The sequence below is a fragment of the Asanoa ishikariensis genome (assembly GCF_900107455.1).
Lineage (GTDB): Bacteria > Actinomycetota > Actinomycetes > Mycobacteriales > Micromonosporaceae > Asanoa > Asanoa ishikariensis.
In genome coordinates this window covers 729,870-756,022 of the sequence record NZ_FNQB01000002.1, presented here as the reverse complement: position 1 = coordinate 756,022, position 26,153 = coordinate 729,870, and the positions used below count along the sequence as shown (strand labels likewise).

At 70.4% G+C, this 26,153-nt stretch carries 24 protein-coding genes and 1 tRNA gene; 9 read left to right on the top strand and 16 right to left on the bottom strand.

The features are described 5' to 3' along the window. Positions 1 to 15: 15 nt before the first annotated feature. The 6 genes from BLV39_RS17865 to BLV39_RS17840 all read right to left on the bottom strand — a co-directional run bounded on the left by BLV39_RS17865 (position 16) and on the right by BLV39_RS17840 (position 7,811). Positions 16 to 213 carry a type II toxin-antitoxin system antitoxin gene (locus tag BLV39_RS17865; protein WP_090793485.1) on the bottom strand — a complete coding sequence of 66 codons (198 nt, stop codon included), beginning with the start codon at positions 211 to 213 and terminating at the stop codon, positions 16 to 18. 4 nt (positions 214 to 217) lie between these two features. After that, positions 218 to 1,066, bottom strand: coding sequence for an SPFH domain-containing protein (locus BLV39_RS17860; protein WP_090793480.1), 849 nt, complete (start codon positions 1,064 to 1,066; stop codon positions 218 to 220). Between the two features lie 31 nt (positions 1,067 to 1,097). Next, positions 1,098 to 2,324, bottom strand: a complete 1,227-nt coding sequence (locus BLV39_RS17855) for an MFS transporter (protein WP_090793477.1) — start codon at positions 2,322 to 2,324, stop codon at positions 1,098 to 1,100. A gap of 35 nt (positions 2,325 to 2,359) precedes the next feature. Next, positions 2,360 to 5,629: an efflux RND transporter permease subunit gene (locus BLV39_RS17850; RefSeq protein ID WP_090793474.1), complete on the bottom strand. Its 3,270-nt coding sequence runs from the start codon at positions 5,627 to 5,629 to the stop codon at positions 2,360 to 2,362. Between the two features lie 60 nt (positions 5,630 to 5,689). Continuing rightward, the gene (thrC, locus tag BLV39_RS17845; RefSeq protein WP_090793471.1) at positions 5,690 to 6,739 is read right to left on the bottom strand and encodes a threonine synthase; all 1,050 of its coding nucleotides are present in this window, start codon (positions 6,737 to 6,739) and stop codon (positions 5,690 to 5,692) included. A gap of 64 nt (positions 6,740 to 6,803) precedes the next feature. Then, complete coding sequence (locus BLV39_RS17840) at positions 6,804 to 7,811, bottom strand: ArsR/SmtB family transcription factor (RefSeq protein WP_090793467.1); 1,008 nt, start codon at positions 7,809 to 7,811, stop codon at positions 6,804 to 6,806. Between the two features lie 101 nt (positions 7,812 to 7,912). On the opposite strand from BLV39_RS17840, the gene BLV39_RS17835 reads away from it, so the two are divergent. Next, positions 7,913 to 8,407: a tetratricopeptide repeat protein gene (locus BLV39_RS17835; RefSeq protein WP_090793463.1), complete on the top strand. Its 495-nt coding sequence runs from the start codon at positions 7,913 to 7,915 to the stop codon at positions 8,405 to 8,407. On the opposite strand, the gene BLV39_RS17830 is transcribed toward BLV39_RS17835, so the two are convergent. Genes BLV39_RS17830 through argS form a run of 3 tightly spaced genes read right to left on the bottom strand, consistent with a single transcriptional unit; the run spans position 8,404 to position 12,763 of the window. Further along, entirely contained in the window at positions 8,404 to 9,708 is a 1,305-nt protein-coding gene (locus BLV39_RS17830; RefSeq protein ID WP_090793460.1) for a homoserine dehydrogenase, read from the bottom strand. The two genes, BLV39_RS17835 and BLV39_RS17830, sit on opposite strands and share 4 nt — an antisense overlap. Continuing rightward, positions 9,705 to 11,090, bottom strand: a complete 1,386-nt coding sequence (gene lysA, locus BLV39_RS17825; protein WP_090793457.1) for a diaminopimelate decarboxylase — start codon at positions 11,088 to 11,090, stop codon at positions 9,705 to 9,707. The genes BLV39_RS17830 and lysA overlap by 4 nt, the downstream gene beginning before the upstream one ends. 8 nt (positions 11,091 to 11,098) lie before the next feature. Then, positions 11,099 to 12,763 carry an arginine--tRNA ligase gene (gene argS / locus BLV39_RS17820; RefSeq protein ID WP_090793454.1) on the bottom strand — a complete coding sequence of 555 codons (1,665 nt, stop codon included), beginning with the start codon at positions 12,761 to 12,763 and terminating at the stop codon, positions 11,099 to 11,101. A gap of 96 nt (positions 12,764 to 12,859) precedes the next feature. Here argS and BLV39_RS17815 point away from each other — a divergent pair, with 96 nt between their 5' ends. Genes BLV39_RS17815 through BLV39_RS17805 form a run of 3 tightly spaced genes read left to right on the top strand, consistent with a single transcriptional unit; the run spans position 12,860 to position 15,075 of the window. Beyond that, complete coding sequence (locus BLV39_RS17815) at positions 12,860 to 13,681, top strand: thioredoxin-like domain-containing protein (protein WP_090793451.1); 822 nt, start codon at positions 12,860 to 12,862, stop codon at positions 13,679 to 13,681. Between the two features lie 3 nt (positions 13,682 to 13,684). Next, positions 13,685 to 14,347, top strand: coding sequence for a DUF305 domain-containing protein (locus BLV39_RS17810; protein WP_090793447.1), 663 nt, complete (start codon positions 13,685 to 13,687; stop codon positions 14,345 to 14,347). A 56-nt stretch (positions 14,348 to 14,403) separates the two neighbouring features. Next, positions 14,404 to 15,075, top strand: a complete 672-nt coding sequence (locus BLV39_RS17805) for a winged helix-turn-helix domain-containing protein (RefSeq protein WP_090793444.1) — start codon at positions 14,404 to 14,406, stop codon at positions 15,073 to 15,075. 1 nt (position 15,076) lies between these two features. Here BLV39_RS17805 and BLV39_RS17800 read toward each other — a convergent pair whose 3' ends face one another. Continuing rightward, positions 15,077 to 15,694 carry a hypothetical protein gene (locus BLV39_RS17800; protein ID WP_143049799.1) on the bottom strand — a complete coding sequence of 206 codons (618 nt, stop codon included), beginning with the start codon at positions 15,692 to 15,694 and terminating at the stop codon, positions 15,077 to 15,079. 172 nt (positions 15,695 to 15,866) lie between these two features. On the opposite strand from BLV39_RS17800, the gene BLV39_RS17795 reads away from it, so the two are divergent. Further along, positions 15,867 to 15,938 (top strand) — tRNA-Arg (locus tag BLV39_RS17795). A gap of 267 nt (positions 15,939 to 16,205) precedes the next feature. Here BLV39_RS17795 and BLV39_RS17790 read toward each other — a convergent pair. Beyond that, the gene (locus BLV39_RS17790) at positions 16,206 to 17,207 is read right to left on the bottom strand and encodes an Acg family FMN-binding oxidoreductase (RefSeq protein ID WP_090793438.1); all 1,002 of its coding nucleotides are present in this window, start codon (positions 17,205 to 17,207) and stop codon (positions 16,206 to 16,208) included. Positions 17,208 to 17,865: 658 nt separating this feature from the next. On the opposite strand from BLV39_RS17790, the gene BLV39_RS17780 reads away from it, so the two are divergent. From BLV39_RS17780 to BLV39_RS17770, 3 genes are all read left to right on the top strand, one after another. Next, entirely contained in the window at positions 17,866 to 18,702 is an 837-nt protein-coding gene (locus tag BLV39_RS17780) for a hypothetical protein (protein ID WP_176984962.1), read from the top strand. A 3-nt stretch (positions 18,703 to 18,705) separates the two neighbouring features. Continuing rightward, positions 18,706 to 19,344, top strand: a complete 639-nt coding sequence (locus BLV39_RS17775) for a response regulator (RefSeq protein WP_090793432.1) — start codon at positions 18,706 to 18,708, stop codon at positions 19,342 to 19,344. A 203-nt stretch (positions 19,345 to 19,547) separates the two neighbouring features. After that, the gene (locus BLV39_RS17770) at positions 19,548 to 21,221 is read left to right on the top strand and encodes a GAF domain-containing sensor histidine kinase (protein ID WP_204082752.1); all 1,674 of its coding nucleotides are present in this window, start codon (positions 19,548 to 19,550) and stop codon (positions 21,219 to 21,221) included. 202 nt (positions 21,222 to 21,423) lie between these two features. Here the strand turns inward: BLV39_RS17770 and BLV39_RS17765 are convergent, their stop codons facing one another. The 3 genes from BLV39_RS17765 to BLV39_RS17755 all read right to left on the bottom strand — a co-directional run bounded on the left by BLV39_RS17765 (position 21,424) and on the right by BLV39_RS17755 (position 23,498). Next, positions 21,424 to 22,278, bottom strand: a complete 855-nt coding sequence (locus BLV39_RS17765; RefSeq protein ID WP_143049798.1) for a universal stress protein — start codon at positions 22,276 to 22,278, stop codon at positions 21,424 to 21,426. Positions 22,279 to 22,282: 4 nt separating this feature from the next. Further along, positions 22,283 to 22,786 carry a flavodoxin domain-containing protein gene (locus tag BLV39_RS17760; protein ID WP_090797476.1) on the bottom strand — a complete coding sequence of 168 codons (504 nt, stop codon included), beginning with the start codon at positions 22,784 to 22,786 and terminating at the stop codon, positions 22,283 to 22,285. Between the two features lie 283 nt (positions 22,787 to 23,069). Further along, the gene (locus BLV39_RS17755) at positions 23,070 to 23,498 is read right to left on the bottom strand and encodes a CBS domain-containing protein (RefSeq protein WP_176984961.1); all 429 of its coding nucleotides are present in this window, start codon (positions 23,496 to 23,498) and stop codon (positions 23,070 to 23,072) included. Between the two features lie 423 nt (positions 23,499 to 23,921). Here BLV39_RS17755 and BLV39_RS17750 point away from each other — a divergent pair, with 423 nt between their 5' ends. Beyond that, entirely contained in the window at positions 23,922 to 24,509 is a 588-nt protein-coding gene (locus tag BLV39_RS17750; protein ID WP_090793425.1) for a DoxX family membrane protein, read from the top strand. 165 nt (positions 24,510 to 24,674) lie between these two features. Here the strand turns inward: BLV39_RS17750 and BLV39_RS17745 are convergent, their stop codons facing one another. Continuing rightward, a complete protein-coding gene (locus BLV39_RS17745; protein WP_090793421.1) occupies positions 24,675 to 25,562 on the bottom strand; it encodes a hypothetical protein in 888 nt (295 codons plus the stop codon). A 6-nt stretch (positions 25,563 to 25,568) separates the two neighbouring features. After that, positions 25,569 to 26,087 carry a SigE family RNA polymerase sigma factor gene (locus BLV39_RS17740; protein ID WP_239083576.1) on the bottom strand — a complete coding sequence of 173 codons (519 nt, stop codon included), beginning with the start codon at positions 26,085 to 26,087 and terminating at the stop codon, positions 25,569 to 25,571. Positions 26,088 to 26,153 lie beyond the last annotated feature (66 nt).

The following is a 26,153-nucleotide window of genomic DNA, read 5'->3' as shown; positions in this document are numbered from 1 at the left end:
ACGACAAACGGCGGGTCAGGAATCGTCCACAGAGCGGAATTCCGGCTCCGCCTCCGCCGCGGGCCGGATCGGCCGGCCGGCCGCGCGCAGCGCCTGTCGCAACGCGTACTCGATCTGGGCGTTGACGCTGCGCAGGTCGTCCGCGGCCCACCGAGCCAACGCGTCGTACACCTGTGGATCGAGCCGCAACAGCAGCTTCTTGCGCTCGGCCATGCCGTCAGTACAGCGTGCCGGCGTTGACCACCGGCGTCGCGGCCCGGTCGCCGCAGAGCACCACCAGCAGGTTGGCCACCATCTGCGCTTTGCGTTCCTCGTCGAGCTCGACCACGTGCTGCTCGCTGAGCTTCTCCAACGCGCTGGAGACCATCCCGACCGCACCCTCCACGATCTTGTAGCGGGCGGCCACGATGGCGGACGCCTGCTGGCGCGCCAGCATGGCCTGGGCGATCTCCGGCGCGTACGCCAGGTGGGTCACCCGCGACTCGAGCACCTCGACGCCCGCCAGCGTGAATCGGTCCGCCAACTCCGCGGTGAGCTGCTCGCTGACCACCGCGCTGTCGCGCAGGCTGGTCGCACCGCTCTCGTGCGCCTCGTAGGGATAGGTGGTGGCCATGTGCCGCACCGCGGCCTCGGCCTGCACCGCCACGTAGCGCACGTAGTCGTCGACGCCGAACGCGGCGTTGGCCGAGTCGACGACCCGCCACACGACCACGGCGCCGATCTCCACGGGGTTGCCGTCGGCGTCGGAGACCTTGAGCTTCTGCGTCTCGAAGTTGCGCACCCGCAGGGTGATCCGCCGCCGCGCGGTCAGCGGCCAGGTCCAGTGGAAGCCGGCCTCCCGGATCGAGCCGACGTAGCGGCCGAAGAACTGCACGACCTGCGCGTCGTTGGGGTTGACCACGACGAACCCAGTCGCGCCGAGCACGACGATAAGGCCCAGGACGCCGGCCACGGCGGCGGTTGCCGGCCCGGGCAGCGCCACAGCGAGCACCACCGCGACCGCGGCCAGCACGACCACCAGCAGCAGGGCGAGGAAACCCGGCAGCCGGAACGCACGTTTCTCCATGGATGCCCTCCCTAGTATCAGAGTGATATCACTACGATACCGCAGGAGCGCTCGTCAACGAAAGCCGTCGGGTGGCCAGCCACCAGCCGACCGCGTACAGCAGCGTCACCGCGCCACAGCCGGCCAGGATGACCCGCGCGTCGAGGGTGTCCACCGCCGCCGCCACGCCGAGCTGGCTGATCGAGATCGAGAGCGTCGCCAGCATCAGGTCGGTCGCGAACACCCGGCCACGCAGCCGGTCCGGCACCTCGGTCTGGAGCGCGTAGTTGGACATCGTCCAGTTGCTGCCGGCCGCGAAGTGCGCCAGGAACACCAGCACCAGCACCAGCGGGAACCAGGTCAGGACCGAGACGCCCAGGTACGCGAGCCCGTAGGTCGACATGGACAGGGCCAGCCCCGGAAACAGCAGCGCGCGCCGGGTCAGCAGCGGCCGCAGCGCGAACGGGCCGACCAGCGCACCGAGCCCGCGCAGGGCGAAGAGCAGGCCGGCACCGATCGGGCCGACCCCGTAGACGGCGGCCAGCAGCGGAAACACGGTCAGCACCCCGTTGCCGAGGCCGACCGCGGACTTCACCGTGACCAGCGCCCGCACCGTCGGCCGTCCGCCGATGTAGCGCAACGCCTCGCCGATGGCCGCGAACGCGCGCGCCGGCGGCTCGGCCGCGTCCCGCGGCACCTGCAGCGGCCCGCGGATCCGGCTGCCCAGCAGCGCGGCGCCGACCAGAGCGGCGGCGGCGATCCAGAAGCAGGCGTACGGGCTGAACACCGCGGTCAGGATGCCGCCGAGCGAGGCGCCGACCACCGCCATCGTGCCCCACGCCGAGCCTGCCAGCGTGGTGGCCAGGCCGAGCTGCTCGGGTGGGACCACATTGGGCAGCGACGCCGACGCGGCCGGCGAGTAGAAGCCCTTGGCCACCGCCACGCCGCCGACCACGGCGATGGCCAGCCAGGCGGTGCCGGCGCTGCGCACGAACAGCAGGAGCAGCAGGACGCCGAGGCAGGCCAGGTTCGCGGTGACCATGACCTTCTTGCGGTCCAGCCGGTCGGCGATCGTCCCGGCGTACGGCAGCACCAGCGCGGTGATCCCGGTGTCGGCGGCCAGCACGAAGGCGCCCCAGGTGCCGCTGCCGGTCAGCTCCGGCAGGAGCACCAGCAACGGCACCATGACGAACCAGTCGGACCCGAAGACCACGAGCTCCGCGACGAAGAGCCGGCGGAAGTCCGGGTAACGGAACAGGAGTGAAAGGAGCGGACGCACGAGCAGACGTTAGCGTCGTGCGCCGCTCCCGATGATCAGTCCTCGCTCGGCGGGCGGGGCCGGTTGCGGGGCAGCCGCAGCACCTCGAACTGGTCGGTGCCCTCGAGGAGCGCCGCCGAGGGCCGGCTCGGGTCCGGGTCGGCGGTGCGCTGCAGCGGCGAGCCGGCCGGCGTGGCGACCTGGTTGGGCGCCACGTCGTCGAAGTTCTTCGGCCCGTGCCCGTTCGACGACGGGTCGGGACCCGGGCCGGCCCGGCGCAGCCGGATCCGCTCCTTGGTGCCCTCGACCATCGTGTACAGCGTCGGCACCAGCACCAGCGTGAGCAACGTGGAGCTGATCAGGCCACCGATCACGACCACGGCCAGCGGCTGCGAGATGAAGCCGCCCTCGCCGGTCAGGCCGAGCGCCATCGGCAGCAGGGCGAAGATCGTCGCCACCGCCGTCATCAGGATCGGGCGCAGCCGGCGCCGGCCGCCCTCGACCACCGCGTCGCGCACGCTCATGCCCTGCTCGCGGTACTGGTTGATCAGGTCCATCAGCACGATCGCGTTGGTGACCACGATGCCGACCAGCATCAGCATGCCGATCAGGGCCGGCACGCCCAGCGGGGTGCCGGTCAGCAGCAGCAGGCCGATCGCACCGGTCGCCGCGAACGGCACGGAGACCAGCAGGATCAGCGGCTGCACGAGGCTGCGGAAGGTGGCCACCATGATGACGAAGACGATCGCGATGGCCGCGAGCACCGCGAGCAGGAGCTGCTGGAACGCGTCGGCCTGCTCGGCGCTGACGCCGCCGATCTCCCAGGTCGCGCCACCCTTCAGGCTCAGCCCGTCGAGCGTCTTCGTGAGGTCGGCCGTCGTCTTGCCCAGGTTGGACCCGGTCGCCGTGCCGGTGACGGTCACACTGCGCTCGCCGTCGATCCGGTCGATCGCCACCGGGCCGTCGACCGACTGCACCGTGGCCACCTGGCCCAGGGTCACCGGGACGCCCCGACGGATCGGGCCGACCGGCAGTGCCTTGAGCTCCTCGATGGTGGCCGGTGCCGTGCCGGCCTGGATCACCACGTCCACGCGCTGGCCGTCGACAGAGATCTGGCCCGCCGGTGCGCCGCGCATCGCGCCGGCGATGAGCTGGCCGACCGACGCGTCGCTCAGGCCGTAGCGAGCGGCCGACGACCTGTTCAGCACGACGTCGAAGCGGGTCGAGCTTTCCGCCAGCCCGGTCTGCACGTCGACCACGCCGGCGGTGCCGGCCACCGCGGCCCGCACCTGCTCGGCCGCGGCCGCCAGCGCGTCCTGGTCGGACGCGCGGACCACGACGGCGAGCTGGTCCGCGGCCGCGCCGCCGCTGTTGCCGAAGGTGAACTCGCCGGCGTTGGTCAGCTTGCCGACCTCGTCGCGGAGCTTGGCCTCGACGTCCTTGGACTCGACACCTTCGCGCAGGGTCAGCGAGTAGGTGGCGGTGCGGCCGCCGGCCGCACCTTCCCACGGCAGCCCGGACCCGCCCGCGGTGACCTGGTAGGACTCGACACCGTCGGTGCCCTTCAGGATCGTCTCGACCTTCGCGGCGGCCTGGTCGGTCTGCGCCAGCCCGCTGCCGAGCGGCAGTTCCTGGCTCACCGACAGGGTGTTGCCACCGCTGTCGTCGAGGAAGTTGGTCTCCAGCCGGCTGGCGAGCGCGAACGTGCCCAACAGCACGACCAGGCCGATGCCGACCGTCGTCCACCGGCGCACGGTCGCGAACCGGATCACCGGCACGTACGCCTTCTGCAGTGGGTTGTCGCGCTCCTTGGCCTCGGCCGCGGCGCGCACCCGCTCGTCGTCGGCGCCGGCACCGGCCGGGCGCAGGAACCAGTACGCCAGCACCGGGATCACGGTGAGCGAGACCAGCAGCGAGGCGAGCAGCGCGACCGTGACGGTGATCGCGAACGGCGCGAAGAGCTGTCCGACGAAGCCGCCGACCAGGGCGATCGGCGCGAACACCGCGACGGTGGTCAGCGTCGAGGCGGTCACCGCACCGGCCACCTCGCGCACACCGGTGAGGATCGCCGTGCGTTTGGCCTCGCCGTACGCCAGATGTCGTTTGATGTTCTCCAGGACGACGATCGAGTCGTCGACCACCCGGCCCACCGCGATGGTCAGCGCGCCGAGGGTGAGCAGGTTGAGCGAGTAGTCGCCCAGGTAGAGCACGATCAGCGCGACCAGCACGGACAGCGGGATCGAGACCGCGGTGACCAGCGTGGAGCGCACCGAGAGCAGGAAGACCAGGATCACGATCACGGCCATCACCAGGCCGAGCAGGCCCTCGGTGGTCAGGCTGTCGATCGACGACTCGACGAACGGCGCCTGGTCGAAGACCACGCTCAGCTCGGAGTTGACCGTCGTGCCGAGATCGCCGAGCTGGTCGCGGACGGCGTGGGAGATCTCCACGGCGTTGCTGTCCGGCGTCCCGAAGATCTCGATGCCCAGGCTGGCGGTGCCGTTGGTGCGGGTGAACGAGGTCGCCGGGGCGAGGTCCTCGACCACGTCCGCGACGTCGCCCAGCCTGGCCGGCGGCGCGGGGGGCGTGGCCGGCAGATACAGGTCCTTGAGGGCGTCGAGTGAGTCGATCTGGCCGCCGGTCTGCACCGCGTACGTCTTGTCCGCGTCGGTGATCGAGCCACCCGGGATGGTCACCCCGTTGGCCTGCAGGATCGTGCCGAGCGCGAGCGGGCTCACCTTGGCCGCGGCCAGCTTCGCCGGGTTGGGCGTGATCTTGACGATCTGCTCGCGGGCGCCGGAGACGTTGACGGTGCGCACGCCGTCGACACCCTCGAGCTCGGGCACCACCTGGGTACGCAGCCGGTCGGCCAGCGCGCGCTCGTCGTCACGCACGGTCGCGGCGAGCACCAGCACGGGCAGGTCGTCGGTGCTGCCGGCGAACACCGTCGGGTCGACGTTGTCGGGGAGCTGCGGGCGGATCCGGTTGATCGCGGTCTGCATCTGGTTGACGGCGTTGTCCAGGTCGGTGCCGAACTCGTACTCGACCTGGACGGTCGCCGAACCCTCACGGCTCGATGAGTTGACCTTCGACAGGCCGTCGATGCCCTGGATGCTGTTCTCCAGGGGCTCGGTGACCTGCTGTTCGACCACCTCCGGTGAAGCGCCCGGGTAGGTGGCGATGATGAACGCGCCCGGGAACTCCAGCGAGGGCAGGAGCTGCTGCTTGAGCTGGGGCAGGGTGAAGACGCCGAACAGGGTGATGACCACCGCGATCAGCGCGACGAGGCCCCGGTTGGCAAGACTGAGCCGGGCGAGTAGCGACATGCGGAAGATTTTGGCGTAGCCGGTTGTCACCCTTCCGCGCGGGGTGCGAGAGAACGACGCCTACGCGAGGTCCAATGCCCGTGCCGCCACCAACACGTCGTTGCGGATGGTAGTGGGGGAAGGTGCGGTAGAAATGGCCCATTCAGGGTCTTTGAGGCCGTGCCCGGTGACGGTGCAGACGACGGTCGAGCCACGCGGGATCAACCCGGCCTCGGCGCTCTGGAGCAGGCCCGCGACGCTGGCCGCGCTGCCGAGCTCGACGAAGACACCGACCTCGCGGGCCAGCAGCCGGTACGCGGCCAGGATCTCCCGGTCGGTCACGGCGTGGATCAGGCCGCCGGACTCGTCGCGGGCGTCGACCGCCTTGGTCCAGCTCGCCGGGTTGCCGATCCGGATCGCGGTGGCGATCGTCGACGGCTCGCGCACCACGCTGCCGGTCACGATCGGCGCGGCTCCAGAAGCCTGGAAACCGAACATCTTGGGTGTACGGGTGGCCCGCCCGGCCGCCTCGTCCTCCTGGTAGCCCATCCAGTAGGCGGCGATGTTGCCGGCGTTGCCGACCGGCAGGCAGTGGATGTCCGGAGCGTCGCCGAGCGCCTCGACCACCTCGAAGGCGGCCGTCTTCTGCCCGTGCAGCCGGTTGATGTTGACCGAGTTGACCAGCGCGACCGGGTAGTCGATCGCCAGCTTCGAGGCGAGCCCGAGGCAGTCGTCGAAGTTGCCGGCGACCTGGAGCAGCCGGGCGCCGTGCACCAGCGCCTGGGCCAGCTTGCCCAGCGCGATCTTGCCCTGCGGCACGAGCACCGCACAGGTGATCCCGGCCCGCGCGGCGTACGCGGCGGCGGAGGCGCTGGTGTTGCCGGTCGAGGCACAGATGATCGCCTTGTTGCCGGCCTCGACGGCCTTGGACACCGCCACCGTCATGCCACGGTCCTTGAAGGAGCCGGTCGGGTTGGCACCTTCGACCTTCAGGTAGACCTCGGCGCCGAGCCGCGCGGAGAGCACCGGCGCCGGCAGTAGCGGCGTGTTGCCCTCGTGCAACGTGACAACCGGGGTGGCGTCGGTGACCGGCAATCGGTCCCGGTAGGCGTCGATCAGTCCCCGCCACATGGCGTTCTCCTCGTCGCAGGCGTCGCGGCTAGCGTAGGCACACGCTAAGTGATCTTCACCGCGGCTATCGGCTCTTTCCACCGCTCGGGATGTCCGGCGCTTCGACCGCGGCGGTGCCCAACGCCGTGCGCCGGTAGCGGATCTCGTGCCGGTGGCGCATGCCGGTGACGAACCCGGCGTCGCGCAGCACCGTGAGGTGTTCCGAGACCGTAGCCGGGGCCAGCGCGTGCCGGTGAGCGAGCGTGGTCGTGGCCGCGGGTTCGGTCAGTCCGGTCAACAGCGCGGCGCGGGTGCGCCCGATGAGCCGGCCCAGGGCGGCGTTGGTCGTGCCGGGCCGCTGTTCCCAGAGGCCGCCCGTGCCGCGGGCCGGGTAGATCACCGTGGGCTGCCACGGCTCGTCCAGCACGACGACCACCTGGTCCCACTTGAAGACGCTCGGCAGCAACACGAGCCCCGCGCCGGCCAGGTCGCGATGGTCGTCGTCGCCGTGCGCCCGGACGAGGGTGTTGTCGTGCCAGCGCAGGGCCGGATGCAGCTCCGCGAAGAGCCGGTCCAGGCCGCCCTCGGCGAGCCGCCTGGTCTGGAAGCTGACGTCGGCGTCGAGCAGGGCCCGCACCCGGGGCCAGAACGGCTCGACGAGCTCGTGCCACGCCGTGCGGATCAGGCCGGTGAGCATGGCACGGACGTCGACCGGGTCACCGCTCAGCAGTCGGCCGATCGCGCTGTCGGCCGCGCCCGGGGTGTCGTGCAGCGACCGGGCGATCTCGGCGGCGACGCGGTCGGGCGGGGTGGCCGCGATCCGGGCCAGCTCGTCGTCGAACGTCGCGAGCGCACCGGTCGGCGGCGGAGCGAGGAAGTCGGGCGTGTAGCCGCGGCGCGGCTGGAGCAGCGTGATCGGCCGCAGGTCGAGGGCGGCGACCCGATCTGCGACCGCGGCGAGCCACGGCCGGTGCCACCCGGGTGACTCCTCGGGCAGGGTCAGCCGGATCGCCGACAGCGTCTCGAAGGCCGGCGAGATCGCGAAGCGGCAGCGCAGCAGGTCGGCGGCGCTGAACCGCAGGGTGGCCGCCATGCTTCCTCCTTGGAGATTCGGACGTGGCCGAATCACTGGTGCCGAGGCTAGCGCGCCTCCCAGGATGGGCCCGCACAACCGCACAACGAGATGGAGCAGCGATGACGGAGATCAGCACCGACTGGGAGCGGCGGACGGCCGAGGCGTGGGCGGCGATCGACAGCTACGCCGAGGACGACTTCGTGCGCCTGATCGGCGAGCTCGCCGACGAGCTGCCGGCCGGCAGTGCGGTCGCCGCGTTTGAGCGGGCCTGCGCGTGGGACTCGACCGGGCACTCCGACCTGGCCGTCCCGCTCTACCAGGAGGCGTTGGAGACCGGCCTCACCGGGATCCGGCGGCGCCGCGCGGTCATCCAGATGTCCAGCTCGCTGCGCAACATCGGTCGGGCACAGGAGAGCGTGGTGCTGCTGACGGCCGAGCGGGAGGCCGGCCACGACGAGCTCGACGACGCGGTGGCCGCGACGCTGGCGCTCGCGCTGACGGACGTCGGACGCGAGCGCGAGGCCGTCTCGGTCGCGGTGGCGGCACTCGCGCCGCACCTGCCGCGCTACCAGCGCTCGATGGCCAACTACGCCCGGTTGCTGGTCGAGCCCTAGACCCCGCCCTCGACGCGCAGGACGCTGGCGATCGCCCGGACGAACTCCAGCCCGCGGAGCTCCTCGACGGTCGCGGCCAGCGCCGCGTCGGGGGCGCCGTGGGTGACGATCACCAGCACCGCGTCGTCGCCCCGGCCGGACTGGCGGACGGTGGCGATCGAGACGTCGTGCTTGGCGAAGATGCCGGCCACGGCGGCCAGCACGCCGGCACGGTCGGCGACGTCGAGGCTCACGTGGTAGCGGGTGACCGCCTCGCCCATCGGGCGGATCGGCAGGTCCGCGTAGGACGACTCGCTGGCCGCCCGGGTGCCGGCGAGGTGGTTGCGGGCCACCGCGACGATGTCGCCGAGCACCGCGCTGGCGGTCGGAGCACCGCCCGCACCCCGGCCGTAGAACATGAGCTGGCCGGCCGCCTCGGCCTCGATGAACACCGCGTTGAAGGCGTCGCCGACGCTGGCCAGCGGGTGGCTGGTGGGGATCATCGCCGGGTGCACCCGCACGGCGACCGAGGCCTGCCCGCTGCTGTCGACCGACCGGGTGGCGATGCAGAGCAGCTTGATCGTGCAGCCCATCTGCTTGGCGCTGGCCACGTCGCGGGCCGACACCGCGGTGATCCCCTCCCGGTAGACGTCGGCCGCGCCGACCCGGGTGTGGAACGCGAGCGACGCGAGGATCGATGCCTTCGCCGCCGCGTCGAAGCCCTCGACGTCGGCGGTCGGGTCGGCCTCGGCGTAGCCCAGCGCGGTCGCCTCTTCCAGCGCCTCCTCGAAGCCGGCGCCGGTGGCGTCCATGGCCGAGAGGATGAAGTTGGTGGTGCCGTTGACGATGCCGGTGACCCGGTTGATCGTGTCACCCTGCAGCGACTCGCGCAGCGGCCGCAGCAGCGGGATCGCGCCGGCGACGGACGCCTCGTAGTAGAGGTCGGCGCCGCCCTCGGTGGCCGCGTCGTGCAGCGTGCCGCCGTCTTCGGCGAGCAGGGCCTTGTTGGCGGTGACCACGCTCTTGCCGGCGCGCAGGGCCTCGACCAGCCAGGTGCGGGCCGGCTCGATGCCGCCGACCACCTCGACCACCACGTCGACGTCTTCGCGCTTGACCAGGCCGAGCGCGTCGGTGGTGAACAGGCCTGGGTCGACCGGCAGGTCGCCGCGGTCGCGCCCGGGTCGCCGGACGGCGATGCCGACGATCTCCAGCGGTGCACCGATCCGTGCGGTCAGGTCGGTGGCCTGCTCGTGCAGCAGGCGTACGACCTCGGTGCCGACGGTGCCGCAGCCGAGCAGGGCCAGGCGCACACTCTTACTCATCCCACATCCAATGCCAGGAGGTCGTCTTCGGTCTCCCGCCGGACGATCACCCGTGCCTCGCCGCCGCGGACGGCGACCACCGGTGGCCGGGGCACGTGGTTGTAGTTGCTCGCCATGCTCCGGCAATAGGCACCGGTGCCAGGCACGGCGAGAAGATCTCCGGGCTGCACGTCAGCGGGCAGGAATTCATCCTTCACCACGATGTCCCCGGACTCACAATGTTTTCCCACCACCCGGGCAAGGATCGGGTCGGCGGTCGACGCCCGGCCGGCCACCGTCGCCGAGTAGGAAGCGTCGTAGAGGGCCGTGCGGATGTTGTCGCTCATGCCGCCGTCGACGCTGACGTAGGTGCGCAGGCCGTCGACGTCCTTGACGGTGCCGACCTCGTACAACGTGAACACCGCGGGGCCCACGATGGCCCGGCCGGGCTCGACGGACAGCTTCGGCACGGCCAGGCCGCGCGCCTCGCACTCGTCGTCGACGATCTTGAGCATCCGCTCGGCCAGGTCCGCCGGGGCGGCCGGATCGTCCTGGGTCGTGTACGCGATGCCGAACCCGCCGCCGAGGTCGATCTCGGGCAACTCGACCCCACGCGCGTCCCGGATCTGGGCCTGGAGGGCCAGCACCCGCCGGGCGGCGACCTCGAACCCGCTCGCGTCGAAGATCTGGGAGCCGATGTGCGAGTGCAGCCCGCGCAGGTCGAGCACGTCGTCGTCGAGGATCTTGCAGACCGCCTTGAACGCCGCTCCCCCGCCGACCGAGAAGCCGAACTTCTGGTCCTCGTGCGCGGTGGCGATGAACTCGTGGGTGTGCGCCTCGACGCCGACGGTCACCCGTACGAGGACGGGTTGCCTCTTGCCGCGCTCCCGGGCGATCGCCGCGAGCCGGTCGATCTCGTCGAACGAGTCGACGATGATCCGGCCGACGCCGGCGTCGACCGCGCGCTCGAGCTCGCGCACCGACTTGTTGTTGCCGTGGAAGCCGATCCGCTCGGGCGACATGCCGGCCGACAGCGCGGTGGCGAGCTCGCCGCCGCTGCAGACGTCGAGGAACAGCCCCTCCTCGTCGATGGCCCGCACCACGGCCCGGCAGAGGAACGCCTTGCCTGCGTAGTAGACGTCGTGCCCTTGGAACGCCGCCTGGAACGCGCGGGCCCGGGCCCGCAGATCGTCCTCGTCGAGCACGTACGCGGGTGTGCCGAACTCCGCGCGGAGGTCTTTTACGTTGAGCCCGCTGACGGTCAGCACTCCGTCGCTGTCGCGGACCACGCCGCGCGGCCAGAGCTGTGGCACCAGTGCGTTGACGTCATCGGGGGTACGCAGCCAGGCGGGACCCCGATTGCCGAGCTCCCCGTGCAGCGCGCCAGCTTCGTGCGCCCTCATGTTCCTTGTTACATCCGTTCAGGTGCGGTGACGCCGAGCAGCCCCAGCCCGTTGGCGATCACGGTGCGGGTGGCGTCGTTGAGCCACAGGCGCGCGCGGTGCGTGTCGGTGAGCTCTTCGTCGCCACGGGGCAGGATCCGGCAGTTGTCATAGAACCGGTGGTATGCACCGGACAGGTCTTCCAGGTAGCGCGCCACCCGGTGGGGTTCGCGCAGCTCGGCCGCGGCGGTGACCGCGGCCGGGTAGTCACCCAGCGACTTGAGGAGGTCGAGCTCCTTCTCGTGGTCGAGCAGCTCGGGGTGGAACTCCGCGCCGGCACCGCGGGTCAGCCCGACCTCGGCGGCGTTGCGGCCGACGCTCGCGGTGCGCGCGGCGACGTATTGCACGTAGTAGACGGGGTTGTCCCTCGTCGACCGCGTCCACAGGTCGACGTCGATGTCGATCGGCGAGTCGATGGAGTAGCGAGCCAACGCGTAGCGGGCGGCGTCGACACCGATCCTGTCGACCAGGTCCTCCAGCGTCAGCGTGGTGCCGGCCCGCTTGGACATCCGCAGCGCCTCGCCGTTCTCGACGAGGTTCACCAACTGCCCGATGAGGATTTCCAGGTTGTGGTCCGGGTTGTCGCCGAAGCACGCCGACATCGCCTTCATCCGGCCGATGTAGCCGTGGTGGTCGGCGCCGAGCATGATCACGACCCGGTCGAAGCCGCGCTGACGCTTGTCGAGGTAGTAGGCGCAGTCGCCGGCGAAGTAGGTCCAGTCGCCGTCGGACTTGCGCAGCACCCGGTCCTTGTCGTCGCCGAAGTCGGTGGTGCGCAGCCAGACGGCGCCGTCGGCGTCGAAGATGTGGCCCTCGGCGCGCAGCCGGGTCAGCGCCAGCTCGAGCTCGCCCTCGTCGTGGAGCTGCTTCTCGTTGAAGTAGACGTCGAAGTGCACGCCGAAGTCGACGAGCGACGACTTGATCTCCTCGAACATGATGTTGACGCCCGCCACCCGGAAGATCTCCAGGCTCTCCGGCTCGGGCGCGGTGAGCGCCTCCGGGTGCTCCTTGGCGACCGTGTTCGCGATCTCGCCGATGTACGCACCCCGGTAGCCGTCCTCCGGCGTCGGCTCGTCGCGCGCGGCCGCCCGCAGCGAGCGGGCGAACCGGTCGATCTGCGAGCCGGCGTCGTTGAAGTAGTACTCGGTGGTGACCTCGGCGCCCGCCGCCCGCAGCAGCCGGCTCAGCGCGTCGCCGACGGCGGCCCAGCGGACGCCGCCGATGTGGACGGGGCCGGTCGGGTTGGCCGAGACGAACTCGAGGTTGACGTGCTGACCGTCGAACCGGTCGCTGTGCCCGTACGCCTCTCCTGCCTCGACCACCACACGGGCGAGCTGCCCGGCGGCGGCGGCGTCGAGCCGGATGTTGAGGAAGCCCGGCCCGGCGATCTCTACCGATTTGATACCTGACGTCCGACCGAGCTGCTCGGCGATCGCCGACGCGAGCTCGCGCGGCGGCACACCGGTCTTCTTGGCGAGCTGAAGTGCCAGCGTGGAGGCGTAGTCGCCGTGCTCGGGGTTGCGAGGTCGCTCGACCGCCGTGGTCTGGGGCAGGGCGGACAGATCAAGGCCACGGCCGGTGAAGACGGCGTGGGCAGCGGCGAGCACGACCTCGGCGAGCTTGGCGGGAGTCACTGATCCATGCTAGCGGGGGTAGACTCTGTCACTCGGTGGCGACCCTGCGCGCCCGATGATGCATCCCCCCATCACCGACCGAACTGACGAGGCACCATGAGCATCAGCACTCCGGCCGGCGACTCGAGCCGTCAGACCTCGCCGCCCGCCGCCAAAAAGGCCACGGCCGGCGCTGGTCGTCCCCCAGCCGCGCGCGGCGCCCGCCCTTCCGGTGGTGGCGGAGGCGCCGGTAAAGGTACCCGGCCGGGTGGCGGGGGCAAGCCCCGCAAGCCGATCACACCGGTCAAGGTCAGCCAGGGCCGCAGCTGGGGCCCGATCGCGCTGTTCAGCGCGGTCGGCGTCATCGCCGCGGCGATCATCGGGTACGGCATCTACGCCGTCTCGGTCGGTCCGAAGGACTACAAGGAGATGGCCGCGGGCATCTCGGGGATCAGCGACTTCCGCAAGTCCGACCCCAAGCTGACCAACACGCGTTCGCACAAGAGCGGCTCGATCCAGTACGCGCAGGCGCCTCCGGTGGCCGGTGACCACAACATCAGTTGGCAGAACTGCATGGGCGACGTCTACGACGCGCAGATCGCCAACGAGAACGCGGTGCACAGCCTCGAGCACGGCGCCGTCTGGGTGACCTACCGCCCCGACCTCCCCAAGGACCAGATCGACGCGCTCGCGTCCAAGGTGCGGGGTCAGGAGTTCACCATGATGAGCCCCTTCCCGGGGCTCGACAAGCCGATCTCGCTGCAGGCCTGGGGCTACCAGCTCAAGGTCGACAACGCCGGCGACGACCGGATCGACGAGTTCATCCGCGCGCTGCGACTCAACGCCAGTCTCGAACCTGGCGTCGGCTGCTCGGGCGGCGTGACCGCTACCGGGACGACTCCCCGGGAGCTCCAGCAGCAGCAGCCACAGGGGCAGTGATCAATGAGCACGACCTATGACGACGCCGCGGTGGATGACGACGTCACGTACTCGCCGGCGCCTCCGCGCCGGAGGGCTCTAGTCGTCACGTCCGCCGTCGTCGCGGCCGTGCTCGTGGTGATCGCTGCCTTCGGAGCGGGGTGGTTCGCGAACTCGCGCAACCACCCCGGCGAGGACTCGGTCGAGGCCGGTTTCGCCCGTGACATGTCGAGCCACCACGCCCAGGCGGTCGAGATGTCGATGCTGGCCCTCGACAAGAGCACGCAGCCCGACCTGCGCCTACTGGCCGGCGAGATCGCCCAGGCGCAGCAGGCCCAGATCGGCATGATGCAGACCTGGCTGCGCGACTGGCACCTCGGCCCGACCGGGCACCAGCCGCAGATGAGCTGGATGACCGACGGCGCCAGCCTCGTGCACGACGGGCTGATGCCCGGCATGGCCAGCGCCGCTGACATGACCAAGCTGCGCAACGCGACCGGCAGCGAGTTCGACCACCTCTTCCTGCGCCTGATGCAGCAGCACCACCTGGGCGGCATCCACATGGTCGAGGGCGTGCTGGCCGAGACCAACGAGACCGACGTGGTCTGGCTGGCCCAGTCGATGGCCAACAACCAGCGCGCCGAACTCGAGTTCATCCAGCAGATCCTGACCAAGATCGGCGCTTAGCGTAGTTTCTTGGTTACATTGCGCTACCTAGCCCCCATGACGGTCGTTGACCTGTCATGGGGGCACTTCTCGACCCGCGCGCCTCGGCGCTGAGCTGGTGCCGCCGAGAACGCATCGGCGGCGACGGTGCGCTGGCGGCCGGGCCACGCGCCGACTCCCGCGCGCTCACCCGTACGCAGGAAGCCGCCCTGATCGACGCCATCCGCGGCCACGCACCCGCCGACCTTGACCTGCCCGGCGACCTGTGGACCCGGCGGGCGGTAATCGCCCTGGCCACCGGGCTGCTCGGCGTGAGACTGACCGCCGCCCGGGTGACCCGCCTGCTGACGACGTGGGGAGCGATCGCCCGCGACCCCGCCCAACGCGCCTGCCCGATGTGCGCGGGAGCGGTCGGCCGGTGGATGACCACGGCGTACCCACTGATCGCCCGAACAGCGGCCACCCACCGGGCGGAGCTCCACTGGATCGGCCGGGCACGGCTGTGCGGCGTGGCCCCGGCCGCCGACGTGGTGTCGGCGGTCTCGGGACCGGCGGGCCGGACCCGGATCGGCTTCATGATCGCGCCAGGCGGCCCGTCGGCGGCACTCCCCCGCGACTTCCTGGGACGGCTGAGCCCGGACCGCACGGCACACGCCATCGTGGACGGCACCTGGGCGACGTGGCAGCTACCGAGGCGGGTTTCGGGCCGAGTGGTCCTGCACCCGATGCCGAGCTGCGAGCGCCGCTGAGCTAGTGGGTGTGGTCCGCCATGTCGCGGCGGTTGCGTAGGCCGACCAGGGCGACGCCGGCGGCCATCAACCCCACGCCGATCAACAGGACGCTGCCGACAGCCATGCCGGTGGCCTTCGGATCGGTGCCTTCGTCGGCACCACCGCCGGTGCCGGGCACGGACGGACCGGTGCTGGGCACGACCGCGGTGCCGGTCGGCAGGACGTCGTCGTCGTTGCCCGCCACCGAGCGATCGACCACCCGGACCGCACTGACGGTGGCGACCTTGAGGACCGCGTCGACGACGCCGTCCGCGAGCGTGTGGCGGGAGGTACGCGGCCCAGCCCGGAGCCCATCCGGCGGAGGCGGCGGCGGTGGCACCGGCGTCTTGTCCAGTCGAAGGTCGTCCGACGCGGTCGGATCGACCTCGGCCGGAGGCGGGCTCGGCGGGTCCGTGTCGGCCGGCGGCAGCTTCGGTGTGCCGGCCGGCGGCGGCGGCGGTGGGCTGGCGGGCGGCGGGTGACCCACGCCAACGCCGGGGGCCGCGGCGAGTTGATCAGCCCAGGCCGGCCCGGCTCCGGAGAGCAGGGCAACACCCACCACCGAAGCGGCGAGTGCCAGCGCAGGCCGCCAACGCATGATCCTCCAGCCTCCGAACGTCCCCTGGTCGACACATGTTTCTCGGCGGCTGACACCCGGCGCATCCACTAAAGGGACAGCTTCAACAGCAGCTCGGACCCCCCGACACGGCACCTCCCGGGTGCCCGCGCAACCCAGGGTCGGATCCCTGGTACTCTTTCTCGGTCGCTGAGCCCCCGTAGCTCAGGGGATAGAGCACCGCCCTCCGGAGGCGGTGGCGCAGGTTCGAATCCTGCCGGGGGCACAATTTTCGGCTCGCGAGCGAGCAAAAATTGTGCTTATTCCTCGCCTTGGGCCCGAGCCCCAGACCCCACGCCGTGGGGCTCCGCCCCCGGACCCCCGCCCAGCCCGCTGGCGTTTGGCCCTGTCTGAGCGCTTCGTCATCGCGGCGGCGGTCGTGGCCACACCATCGAGTTCCAAAGCGTCACGGCCAGGCGGCGTCAGCCAACGGGGTCCCCGCATCGCTGTCCATCTCGCAGCCCCTGCAGCGTGGTCGAACGCCGACCCGCGGCTACGGCTGTTCGATGATCTGGTCGGCGGGTAGCCGGGGCGCGTGCGGTGGTCCGGCGTCGGCCGGGTCGGTCGTGCCGAGGCGCAGGACCAGGTATGGGTGGCCGACGCTGGCGAGCATGACCCGCAGGGCCTGACGGGTGGCGAGGACCTCGACCGGGGCGCTGTGCGGCAGCACGGACACGCCGCTTTCGATCGCGGTCAGCCACCCGGCTGATAGCGCCGCCCCGGCACGCAGCCAGTCCGTTGGCTCGTCGGCGCGGCCGTAGAGCATGACGAACACCGCGGCCTTGTCATGGTCCGCGCTGACGCGTAGGTCGCCGTGGTGGCCGAAGTCGCGGCCGGGCACAGTGGTCCGGGTCGCTCGGGTCGGGATGGCGGCGTCGGGGATGCCGGTGCCAACTGGGCGGGTGCCGCCGGTCCAGTAGGCGAGCTCGTCACGCCAAGCGGGCTCGTCGGCTTCGGTGCGTTGAGCGTGGTCGGCGGCGCTGGCCAGTTCGAAGACCTGCTCCGGGCGCAGGGTGTGCAGCCAGGTGCCTTCCGCCTCGACGGCCGCGGTGATGGCCCGCAGTTCCTGTTGCCCGACCGGCTCGCCCTGGACGGGCCGGCGGTCGGTGTGCCGCAGCGGGATGGCCCGCAGGTGCAGAGTGGCCGGCAGGTCGACGGGGGCCCGGCCGTCGACGTGGATCCGGGCGAGATGATCCGGGTCGGCGGATTCCGGCATCAACGTGGTTGTGACGCGCCAACCCTGCGCGGCCAGTGACATGCGGGCGTGGTGGAGTGCGACGCCGCAGCTCAGCGTCGCGAGCCGGGCATCGGGGTCGGTGACCGTCAGGACGCGGCTGCGGTTGGTGAACAGGTCCAGGGTGCGATCGGTCAGCCGCCATCGCCACGGTTGGGTGTTGTGGATCGACGGCGCATAGCCGGCAGTTGTGGCTGCCTCGGTGAGAGCGTGGACTTCTGCGAGGGCGTCGATCGGCTGGGCCAGGGCGTCGTTGGACATAGTGGACTTCTTTCCGGTGTCGGTCATGCCGTCGGCCAAACCCAGTCGCGGAGCTCGGGAAGGTCTTCGGAGTGCGATCGATGACATCCGTGACGAGGTGGAAGTGGTCCATGTCGTTGAGGACCAGCATGTCGAACGAGGCCACCATCCTCATTGGATCGTGGTCCCAGATGCCCAGCCCGCGTGCGCAGTGCAGGGCCGCGTCGTCCATGACGTGGTGTCGATCCGGTTGTGCGTCTACGACGTGCATGGGTTGGTCCTCCCCTGAGTTGGGTGAGGGCGTGCCACAGCAGCCAGGAAACGTGCATCTGGTCGTAGCCGCGAGGTCCAGGCGGCGGAGGAAGGCGAGTCGATCCACGCGCTGGCAGGCACGCAGCCGCGAGATCGATCCCGGTCTCACACTACGCCGATCCACGTTGTGCTCGATTGCCACGCAGCCGGACCACACGCCCTGTGCGTAGTTGTCGTCCTCCGCGGCGCTTGTCGAGCCGAGAGCGCGTAGGGTGAGAGTCGTCGCTCGGGACCCCGGTGGCACGCGTTGCTCGCGGCCGGCGGCGGCCTTGTGGTCGTCAGAGAGGCCCGCCTCATGCCGCTCGTCTCCAGAGCGCCGACCCACCTCAGTCCGATGCCCACCCGCCACGACGCAGACGAGCCTTCCATGCCTCGGCTGGCTGGAACGACCGTCCTGGCACGAACGCTGCGCGGCCTCGGCACCGAGGCACCGTCGGCCACCGGGGCGCATCCGGTGAAGCAGCATCCGGGAACGGCCAAGGTGTTGCTCTACTGGTTACCGCTCGGCGCAGGTGGTCACGTTGTGCGCTGGAACGGCCGGCTCTTCGAGGCGCTCATGGCACGCCGCGAGCGTCGAACGGTTCAAGATCTCTACCACTCCGCACTCGAAGTGCACGTCGCCGACGACCGGTTCGTTGTCGAGATGACTCCGGCGTGGGGTCCCAAGGCCACCGACCGGGGTGTCGTGCGGGAAGGCCCGGTCGGCTCGCGCCGGCTCGGCCGGTTCGCGGCCTTCCGGTACGAAGTTCGCCGCTGGCACACGGGCGTCATCGCGAACATGGCCGAGGCCGTCGACAGCCCTGTGTCTGTGGGTCACGACCTCGCCCAAGCATTGCTACTGCTGCGGCTGGCGCCGTCCGTGCCCGCCCTTACGTGGGGCCGGGACGAACGACACACCGGCGACATGTGGAACTCCAACTCACTGGCCGCCTGGTTGCTCGTTCGCAGCGGCCATGACACCAGCCGCCTCGTCCCGCCCGCTCGCGGCCGAGCACCCGGCTGGCATGCCGGACTGGCCGTCGCCGCACGCGCGGAGGATCAGGTGCCCGCGGTCGACGAACCGCAGACCGTGCAATTGGCTCGTGGTCGTCGTGCACAGTCGCCCGGCGTCGCGACGGAGGCGGGCGGCGCGTACGACGGGAGCGGTCCTGCAGCAGCCGCGAAATGCGATGGTGGTCATACGCTCCGGACCCCGTATAAATGAGGGATGATCCGGGTATTCCTGCTCGACGACCACGAGGTGGTGCGGCGGGGACTCGCTGACCTCCTACAGAGCCCGGGCGACATCGAGGTGGTCGGCGAGTCTGGCCTGGCCCTCGAGGCGGTCAGGCGCATCCCAGCCCTCAAGCCCGACGTGGCGATTCTCGACGCCCGACTGCCTGACGGCAGCGGGATCGACGTCTGCCGAGATGTCCGGGCGGTTGACTCCTCGATCAAAGGGCTGATCCTGACCTCGTACGAGGATGACGAGGCACTCTTCGCCGCGATCATGGCCGGTGCATCCGGCTATGTCCTCAAACAGATCCGCGGCACCGACCTCGTTGACGCCGTGCGCCGCGTCGCCGCTGGCCAGTCGATGCTCGACCCGGCGGTGACGCAACGGGTCCTGGAGCGCATCCGCAACGGCGTGGAACAGCCCAACGAGCTCAAGTCCTTGTCCGCGCAGGAGCGCCGAGTCCTCGAATACATCGCACAGGGCCTGACCAACCGGGAGATCGCGACCGCGATGTTCCTGGCTGAGAAGACCGTAAAGAACTACGTGTCCGGGCTGTTGGCCAAGCTCGGGCTCGAGCGGCGGACACAGGCCGCCGTCCTCGCGACGCGCCTGATCGGAAAGCATCCCTGAACGCGCCGACGGTCTGGTGCGGCTCCGAACTGCCCGACGGATCGGGGCGGGTGAAAAGCGTGGTTTCCGTGGTACGAAGAGAGGTGTCCCACGATGAGGGCCTCGGCACACCAGACGTCGCCTCGCAGCATGACGATCCAAGACCGGTCGGGCGTGACCGCGAGCCGGGCGAAGATACTCTGACTTTTCCGGATCTGCCCAGGTTGGAGCTCGACCAGCTCCTGAGCCAGCTGGTCGAGCGGGCCCAAGAGGTGATGGCCACCCAGGGGCGGCTGCGTGGGCTGCTCCGCGCCAACCAGCTGATCATCGGCGACCTTGGGCTCCCCGCCGCGCTGCGCCGCATTGTCGAGGCGGCACGCGAGCTGGTGGGTGCCCGCTACGCCGCTCTCGGAGTGATCGCACAGGGCGGCGGGCTCATCGAGTTCATCCACAGCGGCATGCCGGCCGACAAGGTCGAGGTCATCGGGCACCTGCCCGAGGGCAAGGGGCTGCTCGGTGCGCTGATCGACGATCCGTTCCCGATCCGGCTACGGCGCATCGCCGACGACCCACGATCGACCGGGTTTCCGGCCGGGCATCCACCGATGAACAGCTTTCTCGGGGTGCCGATCCGGGTCCGTGACGTGGTTTTCGGCAACCTGTATCTCTCGGAGACCGAATCCGGCGCGTTCAGCGCTGAGGACGAGGAGTTGGTCAAGGCGCTGGCGGCAACGGCCGCCGTGGCCATCGACAACGCCCGGCTCTACGCATCGGCCCGGCTTCGCAGCGAGTGGCTGCAAGCGTCTGCGGCGATAACCCGTCACTTGCTCTCGGCCGAGGGTTCGGCCACCCATCCGCTGCGGTACATCGCCGAGCGGACCAAAGACGTCGCCGACGCGGACCTGGTGACCGTCATCTTTCCGGATCCCGACGACGACAGCATGCTCCGCGTCGACGTCGCCGTCGGCCTAGCCGCGGACCGGCTGCCGGGCTCCCGCACACCGGTGTCCGGCAGCATGTCGGGTCAGGTGTTCACCACTGGTGAACCGCTGCGCCTACCCGACCCGGAGGCCGCCGAAACCACCATGACGGCGTCGGACCTGGTCCAGGTCGGCCCGGTCTTGGCGGTCCCCCTGCACGGCTCGGCACGCATCCACGGCGTGCTGTGGGCCGCCCGCGGCCAAGGCCGACCGACGTTCACCGTGGACGACGTGGAGATGGCGGCCAGCTTCGCCAACCAGGCCGCTGTGGCGATCGAGCTGGCGGAGGCGCGCGCCGAGCAGCAACGGGCGGCGATGCTCGACGAACGGGACCGGATCGCGGCGGACCTGCACGACCATGTGATCCAGCGGCTCTTCGCCGCCGGGCTCTCGTTGCAGAGCGTCGCGGGGCAGATCGGCCAAGGCCGGGTGGGTGACAAGGTTCTCGGTGTGATCGACGACCTCGACACGACGATCAGCCAGATCCGCACCACGATCTTTGCGCTGCAACGGCTTCCCGGTGCTGCGTGGACCGGAGTGCGGGGACGGCTGCTCGACGTCGTGGGCGAGGTGGCACCGGCGCTCGGTTTCGAGCCCGCGGTGCGGTTCGCCGGTCTCGTCGAAGACACGGTTTCGCCCGACCTCGCGGACGACCTCGTGGCCGTCCTGCGCGAAGCGCTGACGAACATCGCACGGCACGCGCACGCGCGCACCGCCGAGGTGGATCTCAAGATCGCCGCTGAAGGGGTGACGATGGAGGTCCGCGACAACGGGGTGGGCTTCGGCGAGACCGTCCGGGACAGCGGGCTGGCCAACATGCGCCACCGGGCCGAGCGGCACGGCGGCACCTTGACCGTCAGCGACGTCACTCCGACCGGAACCCGGCTGTGCTGGTCGGTCCCGCTCGCCGAGGTGTGACCCACCGGGACCACCGGCAACGCGCCGACTGCCTGTGGCTGCTGGCGACCGGCGCCATCGGCCGGGTCATCTTCACCGATCGCGTCACGTGCGGGCAGCGCGTCCTTGCTGCCGGCCAAACATTTCAGCCCGCGACCTCATCCGAGCCGGCCGCAAGACGGACGCGTCAGCGGCCAGCAGCCGGTGTTGCACTCCAGAATCGCTAGCCACCTCGCGTTCCCTCGGCCAAGGCGACCACCGCGACCGGCGCGTCGGAGGACTCGATGGCGCGGCCGACGACACCGCCGTGCGGAGCGCTTCCGACCGTGCGGCGGGACCGGCTCACCACGAGCAGGGCTGCGCCCCGCGACGCTCGGATGAGTCCGGCCGCCGGACTGCAGCCAAAGACGGCGCGCTTGACCGCGATGTCGGGATACTTGAGCTCCCACGGCTCGATCTCGCGGGCCAGCAGTTCGAAGGCCGCCGGCGGCGCGGTGACGTGCGTGGTGCGCATCTCCTCGTCGAACCAGTAGTCCCGGCGACGATCGCCTGTCACATGTACGGCGGCCAAGGGCGTGCCCAACGTGGACGCCGTGACGAACGCGAACTCGAGCGCGGCCCGGCTGTGTCCGTCGACGCCGACGACGACGTGTCCGGCGAAGGCACCGTGATCGCGGCCGCCGCCTCGACGCGCGACGACCACCGGCCTCTGGGCGCGACCGGCGACCTCATGGACGGTGCTCGGGTGTCGGGGCCGCGGTTTGGCCTCGGGTGGTCCGACAACGACAAGATCAGCGGTTGACGCGGCATCCAACAACAGTTCGACCACTGGGACGGGTTCCAGTCGAAACCGGACGTGCTCGGCGCCGAGCCGGTTGCGCGCCGCCGTGACACCCTGTGCCACGGCGGTGTCCCCCACCGGGCCGGTCGGGAGGCACACACCGTCATTCGACGACGCGGGGTCATACGCTTGGCAGAGCACCAACGTGCCGCCGGTCCTGCCGACATAGTCGCTTGCCCACGACAGGGCGTACCAGCCGTTGATGCCGCCGAAGCCAACGGCAACTGTCGGTCCCACGTCCTCACCTCGCCGTAATCGCGGCGGAAGTGAGGTCGTCGGCGACGGATCCGGCCCACGATCGGATGGCCGCCCAGTCCCGGAAGTCGCCCTCCGGGGCGCGCAGGGCGGACAGGATCGCTTTCTCGCCGAAGGTGAGCTGGTCGTGATCCAGGCGCCCGCTGAAGACGACGTGGCCGGCAGCTGCGGTCATCCGTTCCACTTTCTCGACATCGACGGCGGGTTCGTCCGGCCGCGGCAGGTTTCCGACCGGTCCGCTGGAGAACAACCACACCCGGCGCGCACGCAAGGCGACCTGGTTCTGCCGGACGAACTGGGTCGCCTCTTTCAGCCAGTGTCCGATATAGACCGCGCTGCCCACCACGACGGCGTCAAACTCCTCGACTCTGGCCTCCCCGAGTGGAAGATGCACGGCCTCATGCCCCCGCAGCCTGAGCTCATCGGCTATCGCGCCGGCGATCTGCACCGTGGCGCCGTGCTTCGAAGCGGCGGTCACCAGGACCCTCATCACACCCACCTCCAACCCCTCATCCACGTCCAGCCTGATCGCGCCGCGGGCCGCGATCCAGAGGCGACGGTCCCGCCGGGCCGGGCCGGATGGCCCTGCGGGGTCACCCGCCGCGACCTGGATGGATAACGGCACGCCTGCTACGGGTCGAACACCGACGGGCCGATCGAGATGCGCGAGCGACCGCGCCATCGCTGCGGTCGGCGCGCTGTGGCCCTGGTGGACCCGTGTCGCGGGCCTGCCAACTCGTCGTGGGCCGAATGTCCACGCACGGGAGTGCGGGTCACACGGCGAGATATGCGATGAGATCGCTGCCTGTCACGATGCCGATGGGGCGCAGGTCGGCGCCGGCGACCACGACGGCGTCCACATGCGTTGTGTGCATGAGTCGTGCCGCGTTCACGACCGGAGACTCCGGGTCCATGATCGCCGAGCCGGGCTCCAGCACGGATCCAACCGTCTGGCTGTCCAATGATTCCGGGCTGCGGGCCCATGCGGCCACGATCGTCCGGTCAGCCACTACGCCCCGGCAGGTTCCCAGGCCGTCGATGACGACGAGGTGCCGCAGGCCATGCCGGACCATCTCCGCCAGCGCCTCGCCCAGTCGGGTACCTTCAGCGACGCAGACCAGCGGTGTGCCCATCACATGCCGCACCGGTCGGGACAGGAGCGGCGGGACCTTTCGGCCTCGCGCCGCGTAGGTCTGCTTCATGTCGACCTCCTCGTGGGTCATCGGTGGGCGGCATCCCGCGCCCGTGGGGTACCTGTGCGATCGGGCCTTCGGCCTGGCGAACCAGTCCCTGGCTGACCGAACGCAAGACCAGCCCGAAGAAACTCCGCGCCTACGCGAACCCACAACGAGCCTCCATCGTGGATCACCTGTCGTCACGTTCGACATCAGCATGCGATCGAGGCCGACAGCGCAGAAGTGCCGAACGGACCGTCATGGTGGGTCCTCAGTCCCGTCGCTCCACTCTTCCTCCGCTCACGCCCTCAGCCATGGAGCCGTTGGACAGAAGGCCGTGGGATGGACGGGACGTTGGTCCCGCCAAGGTCGGGTGTTCTGGCCCGAGTGCCAACCCCGTTGCGTGGGCGAAGGTATGGGTGTCAACACAGAGCCCACTCGGAGGTAAGAATGACCACCAACGCCGCGACGACCCGGGCAACGGCACTCGAACACGCGGCCTCCCCGGGCCCGATGCTGACCACTACCGCCGCCCGCGCCCTGGCAGTCCTGCGCATCGCCACCGGCTTCGTGTTCCTGTGGGCGTTCCTCGACAAGACCTTCGGCCTCGCCTACTCCACCCCCGCCGATCGAGCATGGATCAACGGCGGATCCCCCACCAACGGCTTCCTCTCCCACGTCGAGGTCGGCCCATTCCAATCCATCGCCCAATCCATCGCCGGCACCTGGTGGGCCGACACACTCTTCATGACCGGCATGGCCGCCGTCGGCATCGCCCTCATCGCCGGCATCGGCCTACGCGTCGCCGCAGTCTCAGGCGCCCTGATCATGACCATGATGTGGCTCGCCGAGTTCCCCCTCGACCGGTTCACCGCGACCGGCGAGCCATCCGGCTCCACCAACCCGATCACCGACTACCACCTCATCTACGCAGTCGCCCTGGTCGTCCTCGCCGCCAGCTACGCCGGACACACCTGGGGCCTCGGCCGCATCTGGGCCCGCCTACCCCTCGTGCAACGCAACCGCTGGATGATCTGACCCCCGCCCAAACGTGCCGGACCGCCGCCCAGCGGTCCGGCATTTCATGTCGCGTCGTGGAGGTCGAGGTGTCCAAACGAACCGCACGAACGAGGTCGGCTCGGGTGGTCTCCCCGCTGCTGCTCGCGACAGACGTTCTGAGTACCCGCCGGACCGGCAGATCCGCTACTTGGACGGCACGATGTCGGTCGGACGCTCGACCTTCACGTCGACGCCGTAGTCGAACAGTTCCAGTGTCGCGCTCATCGTGCCGGTGGGGATCTTCGGCATCGAGCTCCAGTTGCTGGTGAGCGTGACTTTGCCGATCCGGCCATCGGCATCGCGGGTGATGTCGCCGGACAGCCCGTTCGAGCCGCCCTGGTCCTGGGTGCTGAGCACGAAGTGCAGCGAGCCGTCGCCGTTCTCCGTGATGGTGGCGTTCGCCTTCCGCAGGATCTCGTACAGCGCCGCGGGATCGGGCGAGGCAGAGCCCATGCGCGCGACCTCGGCCGGCAGCTCGCCGCCGCCCGCGGCGAGCGCGACGACCGCCATCGGTGAGTCGTAGAGCGACAGCCTGTCGTGCCTACCGTATTGCTGACGGTAGCCGTACTTTTCGCCCTTCGGCCGATCCACGATGGTGTAGCGCGTGCCGTTGATCAGTAGTTCGGTCCGCACGGAGGCGTTCTGGGCCAACGCCAGGTACCCGGTGTCGGTCCTCGGGTCGAACGCGCCCTCGTAGGTGGGGCCCGCACCAGCCCGGCTGGCGGTCGTCAGCCGTAGCCGGTAGCTCAGGTCCTTGCTCGTGGCGAACGCCGAGGCGAGCTTGAGCTCCGGCGACGGCGCCTGGGCTGATGACGCACCGGCCGGGACGTCGCGGGTCGGTTGCGCGACCGCCGCGATGCCCAGCGCGCCCAGCGCCACAACCGCGAGCGTCGAACCCGCCAGGGCGGACACGCGGCGGCGGCGGCCGCGCCGGCCGCGCTCCAACAACTTTCCGGTCGGCGGGATGGAGTCGGCCTCCCCGTCGACGATGCGGTGCAACCCGTGGGCGAGCCGCTCATCGAGGTTGTGCATGTCAGTTCACCTGTTTCCTGTGTAGGAGGGCTGTTCCACGATCCGCCGGAGCTTTTCCAACGCCCGTGAGTGCTGACTTTTGACCGTGCCGACCGAGCAGCCCAGTGCCTGGGCCACCGCGCGTTCGGACAGGTCTTCGTAGTGGCGCAGCACCACCACCGCCCGCTGCTTCGGAGGCAGGGACAACAGCGCGCGACGAAGTGCGTCGGCGTCCTCGTCGGTGCCGTCACTTGGCATGGCCCGGTCGGGTATCTCCGCGACGAGGCTCTCCCGGCGACGCCGTCGCCAGACCGAGGTGTGGTTGTTGACCAGGGAACGGCGGAGGTAGGCATGCAGGTCGTCGAGCCGGGACAGCTTGCGCCACCGCTCGTACATCTTGACCAGGCTGTCCTGGAGCAGTTCCTCGGCCCGCAACCGGTCGCCGGTCAGCAGCACGGCCAGCCGGATATGGCGTTGCCAGGCCGCCTCGACGAATGCCACGTACGACGCGTCCGCCGCCGACAGTGGCTTGGTGTAGTCCGTCACGCCTCTACCACGGTCCGGCCACCCGCAAGGTTGCCTGGGTCCGGACCACAACTGAGACGAAGCCCC

Coding starts and splice junctions, on each gene's coding strand:
- BLV39_RS17830 (WP_090793460.1), bottom strand. CDS start 9,708: ATGAGTAAGAGTGTGCGCCTGGCCCTGCTCGGCTGCGGCACCGTCGGC.
- thrC (WP_090793471.1), bottom strand. CDS start 6,739: ATGTGGCGGGGACTGATCGACGCCTACCGGGACCGATTGCCGGTCACC.
- BLV39_RS17840 (WP_090793467.1), bottom strand. CDS start 7,811: ATGGCGGCCACCCTGCGGTTCAGCGCCGCCGACCTGCTGCGCTGCCGC.
- BLV39_RS17750 (WP_090793425.1), top strand. CDS start 23,922: ATGACCACCAACGCCGCGACGACCCGGGCAACGGCACTCGAACACGCG.
- BLV39_RS17850 (WP_090793474.1), bottom strand. CDS start 5,629: ATGTCGCTACTCGCCCGGCTCAGTCTTGCCAACCGGGGCCTCGTCGCG.
- BLV39_RS17800 (WP_143049799.1), bottom strand. CDS start 15,694: ATGCGTTGGCGGCCTGCGCTGGCACTCGCCGCTTCGGTGGTGGGTGTT.
- BLV39_RS17775 (WP_090793432.1), top strand. CDS start 18,706: ATGATCCGGGTATTCCTGCTCGACGACCACGAGGTGGTGCGGCGGGGA.
- BLV39_RS17860 (WP_090793480.1), bottom strand. CDS start 1,066: ATGGAGAAACGTGCGTTCCGGCTGCCGGGTTTCCTCGCCCTGCTGCTG.
- BLV39_RS17865 (WP_090793485.1), bottom strand. CDS start 213: ATGGCCGAGCGCAAGAAGCTGCTGTTGCGGCTCGATCCACAGGTGTAC.
- BLV39_RS17805 (WP_090793444.1), top strand. CDS start 14,404: ATGGGGGCACTTCTCGACCCGCGCGCCTCGGCGCTGAGCTGGTGCCGC.
- BLV39_RS17755 (WP_176984961.1), bottom strand. CDS start 23,498: ATGAAGCAGACCTACGCGGCGCGAGGCCGAAAGGTCCCGCCGCTCCTG.
- BLV39_RS17835 (WP_090793463.1), top strand. CDS start 7,913: ATGACGGAGATCAGCACCGACTGGGAGCGGCGGACGGCCGAGGCGTGG.
- BLV39_RS17745 (WP_090793421.1), bottom strand. CDS start 25,562: ATGCACAACCTCGATGAGCGGCTCGCCCACGGGTTGCACCGCATCGTC.
- BLV39_RS17790 (WP_090793438.1), bottom strand. CDS start 17,207: ATGTCCAACGACGCCCTGGCCCAGCCGATCGACGCCCTCGCAGAAGTC.
- BLV39_RS17815 (WP_090793451.1), top strand. CDS start 12,860: ATGAGCATCAGCACTCCGGCCGGCGACTCGAGCCGTCAGACCTCGCCG.
- BLV39_RS17760 (WP_090797476.1), bottom strand. CDS start 22,786: ATGAGGGTCCTGGTGACCGCCGCTTCGAAGCACGGCGCCACGGTGCAG.
- BLV39_RS17780 (WP_176984962.1), top strand. CDS start 17,866: ATGCCTCGGCTGGCTGGAACGACCGTCCTGGCACGAACGCTGCGCGGC.
- BLV39_RS17810 (WP_090793447.1), top strand. CDS start 13,685: ATGAGCACGACCTATGACGACGCCGCGGTGGATGACGACGTCACGTAC.
- lysA (WP_090793457.1), bottom strand. CDS start 11,090: ATGAGGGCGCACGAAGCTGGCGCGCTGCACGGGGAGCTCGGCAATCGG.